This window comes from Limimaricola litoreus (genome assembly GCF_024159025.1).
Classification (GTDB): Bacteria; Pseudomonadota; Alphaproteobacteria; order Rhodobacterales; family Rhodobacteraceae; genus Limimaricola; species Limimaricola litoreus.
In genome coordinates this window covers 1-5,183 of the sequence record NZ_JAMYXC010000297.1, presented here as the reverse complement: position 1 = coordinate 5,183, position 5,183 = coordinate 1, and the positions used below count along the sequence as shown (strand labels likewise).

General features: G+C 67.9%; 5 protein-coding genes. 1 reads left to right on the top strand and 4 read right to left on the bottom strand.

The features are described 5' to 3' along the window. Positions 1-208: 208 nt before the first annotated feature. Positions 209-955 carry an alpha/beta fold hydrolase gene (locus NHG85_RS18060; RefSeq protein ID WP_253335022.1) on the bottom strand — a complete coding sequence of 249 codons (747 nt, stop codon included), beginning with the start codon at positions 953-955 and terminating at the stop codon, positions 209-211. Between the two features lie 78 nt (positions 956-1,033). Between NHG85_RS18060 and NHG85_RS18055 the strand changes: the two genes are divergently transcribed. Next, on the top strand, positions 1,034-1,480 hold the full coding sequence (locus NHG85_RS18055; protein WP_253335021.1) for an NUDIX domain-containing protein: 447 nt from the start codon (positions 1,034-1,036) through the stop codon (positions 1,478-1,480). On the opposite strand, the gene NHG85_RS18050 is transcribed toward NHG85_RS18055, so the two are convergent. The 3 genes from NHG85_RS18050 to groES all read right to left on the bottom strand — a co-directional run bounded on the left by NHG85_RS18050 (position 1,477) and on the right by groES (position 4,403). Next, a complete protein-coding gene (locus NHG85_RS18050; RefSeq protein WP_253335017.1) occupies positions 1,477-2,223 on the bottom strand; it encodes a sulfite exporter TauE/SafE family protein in 747 nt (248 codons plus the stop codon). The genes NHG85_RS18055 and NHG85_RS18050 overlap by 4 nt on opposite strands. A 188-nt stretch (positions 2,224-2,411) precedes the next feature. Continuing rightward, positions 2,412-4,067 (bottom strand): chaperonin GroEL, encoded by a 1,656-nt coding sequence (gene groL, locus NHG85_RS18045; RefSeq protein ID WP_253335016.1) that lies wholly within the window; start codon positions 4,065-4,067, stop codon positions 2,412-2,414. Positions 4,068-4,115: 48 nt separating this feature from the next. Continuing rightward, positions 4,116-4,403, bottom strand: coding sequence for a co-chaperone GroES (gene groES, locus NHG85_RS18040; RefSeq protein ID WP_099277124.1), 288 nt, complete (start codon positions 4,401-4,403; stop codon positions 4,116-4,118). Between the last annotated feature and the right edge of the window lie 780 nt (positions 4,404-5,183).

Here is a 5,183-nt window from a genome sequence, read left to right as displayed (position 1 = left end):
CCGCCGGGATAGGGCGCGCGCCGGTCGCGCCGGGCGCGGTGCATCGCGCGGTCGTCCTCAAAGGTCCTGTAGGTCATCTCGGGGCTTGCCTCCTCGACGGTTGAACGCGCCGGGCCTGTGCCGCGCGGCGCGGGTTTCGAGGAGTCGAACCGCGCATCGGGGGGCGAAGTTCCGGCAAGCCGCCTTCCCCGCGCGAAGAGCCGCCGGCTCAGTCGAGCCCGAACAGCACGCCGCCGAGGCTGAGCGACCGGTCGAAGCGCCCCTCGCGCAGGAATTCCAGAACCTGCGCCATCACCAGCGGGTTGTTCATCATGAAGGTGTGGCTCACCGGCAGGACGATGTGGTCCGTCGCCCCCTCCAGCCGGGTCGAGTCGACCGAGACCTTGCCGTCGTCCGGCCCCTCGATCAGCCCAGAAAAGACGGGGTTGAGCGAGGCATCGCCCGCGATGATGCCGACCTCGTAGGAGGGCAGCGGCTCCAGCCGGTTGGGCAGGCTCTGCGGCCCGGTGCCGAGCTGCAGCCCGGCGGGGCCGTTGAGCCATTCGAACGGCTCGAACTCCCCGAAGACATCGACCAGCTCGGAGCCCTTGTTGGGCGGGGCCAGCATCACCACGCGGCCCATCTTCGCGGGCCGGTGATCGGTGAGCCAGAGCCGCGTGAGGATGCCGCCCATCGAATGGGTCACGAAATGCACGCGGCGGTCGCCGCAGGCACGCACGTCGTCCGGCACCGCCTCGACCAGATCCTCGATCCGCGCCTCGGTCGAGGGATAGCCACGGTTGACCACCTTGTAGCCATTGGCCTCGACCACCTCGGCCATCGGCGCGAAGGACAGGTCGGTGCGCGCCAGGCCGTGCAGGAAGACGACGCAGTCCGTCGCCGCCTCCGGCGCCGCGCGGACGCAGCCCGCGAGCAGGGCGAGACATGTGGTCAGAAGGATCAGCGGGCGTGTCATGGCACTGATCTAGGCGGCGAATGCGCGGCGGACAGGCCGGACTTGCGCGTGATCGCACGCCGGGTCCATGGTCGCGCCATGAACACCCCCATCCGCCTTGCCGTGCGCGCGATCCTGATGCGCGAGAACCGCCTGCTTCTGGTCAATGCCTACAAGGGGCGCGACGATCTGTGGTGCGCGCCGGGCGGCGGCGTGGAGCCGCATGCCTCGCTGCCCGACAATCTCGCGCGCGAGCTGCGCGAGGAATGCGGGCTGGAGGTCTCGGTCGGCGCGCCCTGCCTCGTCAACGAGTTTCACCATGCGCGGCGCGGCTTCCATCAGGTCGACCTCTATTTCCGCTGCGAGATCGTCTCGGGCGATCCCTACGGCGACTGGACCGATCCCGAGGGCATCGTCAGCCATCGCTGCTGGGTCACACGGGGCGAGATGGCGGCGCTGCGCGTCAAGCCCGACAGCCTCGCCGCCGTGGCGTGGGGGGACGCGGATGCGCCGGGCTACGATCCGCTGGAGCCGATCATCCTCTAGAGCGCGAAGAACAGCGCCGTCATCACCAGCCCGACGCCGGTGATGCCGATGCGCAGATGCTCCATCCGGATGAGCCGGGCGCCGCGCGCGCCCAGGTAGCCGCCGATGGTCGTCGCCACGGCGACGATCAGCGCCGCGTCCCATTCGATCAGCCCGGCGGCGGCATAGGCCGCGGCCGAGACCAGCGAGAGCACCGCCGAGAGCAGCACCTTGATGCCGTTCATCCCGTGCAGGTTCACGAAGCCGATCAGCCCCAGCATCGCCAACAGCAGGATACCCAGGCCGCCGTTGAAATAGCCGCCATAGATCGAGACGGCGAGCACCGCCGCGCCCGAGAGCGCAGGCCCCGCCGGGCCAAGCCCGCGCGCGCGCACGAAGGCGAGGATGCGCGGGCCCGCCGCGAAGAGGAGGGTGGCCAGCAGAAGCAGCCAGGGCACCAGCCCGTCGAACACCGCGCCCGGCGTCACCAGGAGAAGCCCCGCGCCGATCAGCCCGCCCAGCGCCCCCAGCGCGATGATTGCGCGCAGCCCCAGCGCGCCTTCGGCGCTCAGCTCGCTGCGGTAGCCCCAGGCCGAGCTGGCATAGCCCGGCAGGGCGCCGATGGTGGAGGTGGCGTTGGCCGCGATCGGCGGCAGACCGAGCCAGACCAGCGCCGGAAAGGTCAGGAAGGTGCCCCCCCCCGCCACGGCATTGAGCGCGCCCGCGAGAAGCCCCGCGACGGTGAGCATGACGAAGAACAGCATGGGCCTCCCCTCGGCCCGTGGCGGGCCGGCAAACATTGGCCCGTCCCGGGCCGGCAAACACTGGCCCAAGGCGGGCCGCCCAATCCATGCCGCGCGCATGCACCGGGGGCAAGGGCGTTTGCGCGAATGAAAAAAGGGGACTCCGAAGAGCCCCCTTTCCCGTAACGATCGGTGTGGATCGCGGCAGATTACATCATGCCGCCCATGCCACCCATGCCGCCCATGCCGCCCATGTCGGCGCCGGCGCCCGCGCCGTCGTCCTTCTTGGGCTTGTCGGCGATCATCGCCTCGGTGGTGATCAGCAGGCCGGCGACGGACGCCGCATCTTCGAGGGCCGTGCGGGTCACCTTGGCCGGGTCGATCACGCCGAACTTGAACATGTCGCCATATTCCTCGGTCTGCGCGTTGAAGCCGAAGGCCAGGTCGGTCGATTCACGGACCTTGCCGGCCACCACGGCGCCGTCGACACCGGCGTTCTCGGCGATCTGGCGCAGCGGCGCTTCGAGCGCGCGGCGGATGATCGCGATGCCCGCGTTCTGGTCGGAGTTCTCGCCGACGAGACCTTCGAGCGACTTGCCAGCCTGCACGAGGGCGACACCGCCGCCGACGATCACGCCTTCCTGCACCGCGGCGCGGGTCGCGTTGAGCGCGTCGTCGACGCGGTCCTTGCGCTCCTTCACCTCGACCTCGGTCATGCCGCCGACGCGGATGACGGCGACGCCACCGGCGAGCTTGGCAACCCGCTCCTGCAGCTTCTCGCGGTCGTAATCCGAGGTGGTGTCCTCGATCTGGGTGCGGATCTGGGCGACGCGCGCCTCGATCTCGGCCTTGTCACCGGCACCGTCGACGATGGTGGTCTCGTCCTTGGTGATCGAGATCTTCTTGGCGGTGCCGAGCATGTCCATGGTGACGTTCTCGAGCTTCATGCCGAGATCTTCCGAGATCACCTGGCCGCCGGTCAGGATCGCGATGTCCTGCAGCATGGCCTTGCGGCGATCACCGAAGCCCGGCGCCTTGACGGCGGCGATCTTCAGGCCGCCACGCAGCTTGTTCACGACGAGCGTGGCAAGGGCTTCGCCCTCGACGTCCTCGGCGATGATCAGCAGCGGCTTCTGGCTCTGGATGACCTGCTCGAGCAGCGGCACCATCGGCTGCAGCGACGAGAGCTTCTTCTCGTGCAGCAGGATCATGCAGTCTTCGAGGTCCGCGATCATCTTGTCGGGGTTGGTCGCGAAGTAGGGGCTCAGGTAGCCACGGTCGAACTGCATGCCCTCGACGACTTCGGTCTCGGTCTCGAGGCCCTTGTTCTCTTCGACGGTGATCACACCCTCGTTGCCGACCTTCTGCATCGCATCGGCGATCTGACGGCCGATCGAGGCTTCGCCGTTGGCCGAGATGGTGCCGACCTGGGCGACTTCGTCGCTGTCGTTGACGGGACGCGCGGCGGCGCGGATCGCCTCGACAACTTTGGCGGTGGCGAGATCGATGCCGCGCTTGAGGTCCATCGGGTTCATGCCGGCGGCGACCGACTTCAGGCCGTCCTTGACGATGGCCTGGGCCAGAACGGTGGCGGTGGTGGTGCCGTCGCCCGCTTCGTCATTGGTGCGGGAAGCGACTTCCTTCACCATCTGCGCGCCCATGTTCTCGAACTTGTCCTCGAGCTCGATTTCCTTGGCGACGGTGACGCCGTCCTTGGTGATGCGGGGCGCACCGAAGGATTTGTCGATGACCACGTTGCGGCCCTTGGGGCCGAGGGTCACCTTGACCGCGTTCGCGAGCGTGTTGACGCCCTTGAGCATGCGGTTGCGGGCATCGGTGTCGAACTTGACGTCCTTGGAAGCCATGTGAATGCTCCTTGATCTGAATTCAGGTGTAAAAGGTCAGGCGAGGTCTCAGGCGATGGTGCCGAGAATGTCGCTTTCCTTCATGATCAGCAGGTCTTCGCCATCGACGGTGACCTCGGTGCCGGACCACTTGCCGAACAGGACGCGGTCGCCTTCCTTGACGGCCATCGCGATCAGTTCGCCATTGTCCTTGCGGGCGCCGTCGCCACAGGCGATCACTTCGCCCTCGGCCGGCTTTTCCTTGGCGTTGTCGGGGATGATCAGACCGCCCTTGGTCTTCTCTTCGCCTTCGACGCGACGCACCAGAACCCGGTCGTGAAGCGGTTTGAATGCCATCTCTGCAGCTCCTCAGCAGTATATGTGATCTTATGCCCCCGGTGGAGGCATTAGCACTCTCCCTCGGTGAGTGCCAACGACCGCAGAGGTAAGCAGCGGCCCCGAAGCTGTCAAGCGGACATGCGCGCGGAAATGTCACGCTTCGCGCGCGCGTGGAAGAAATCTGGAAAAGAGGGTTCTCACGGGGCCGTGTTCGTGCATGATGCCGCAAAGACAACCCCGGATCGGGAGGGCGGCTTATGCTTCGAGGATATTCGTTTACCGGCTAGTCGCCGCGCCGCCGCCCATCGCGGAAGGCCGGCTTTGCCCCCGCCTTCGCCGTTTCCTTCCCGCAGATCCAGGTCCTGTTCCCATGACCCCCCGTATTGACGTGGTCGATCCGTCGATCGCCGCCCGCGGTCGCGTTTCGCGCCCCGGCGCGCATCGCATCACCGCTTTCGTTGCCAAGACCTGGCGACGGGGCCGTGCACCGATCGCCCACCCGCCGCGCGCCTCCCCCCTCTAGGGGCGAGCCCGCACCGACCGCAGCAAGCCCCCGGCGACGCGCCCGCGTCACCGGATGGCCGGGCCGTGGCCGTTTCTCCCGCCGGGACAGGACCCTCCCTGCCCGCAAACTCAACCTATGGATGATAAAGGAACATCACATGCATCCGCCATTCTACATCGTCGATCACCGCGCCGAGCCGCATACTCCCGCCCCTTGGGAGGATCGCCCCCGCATGCGCCGGGGCGGCCCCGCCCGGCTCGACCTGGGCGCGCCGAATCCGGGCGCGGGCTTTG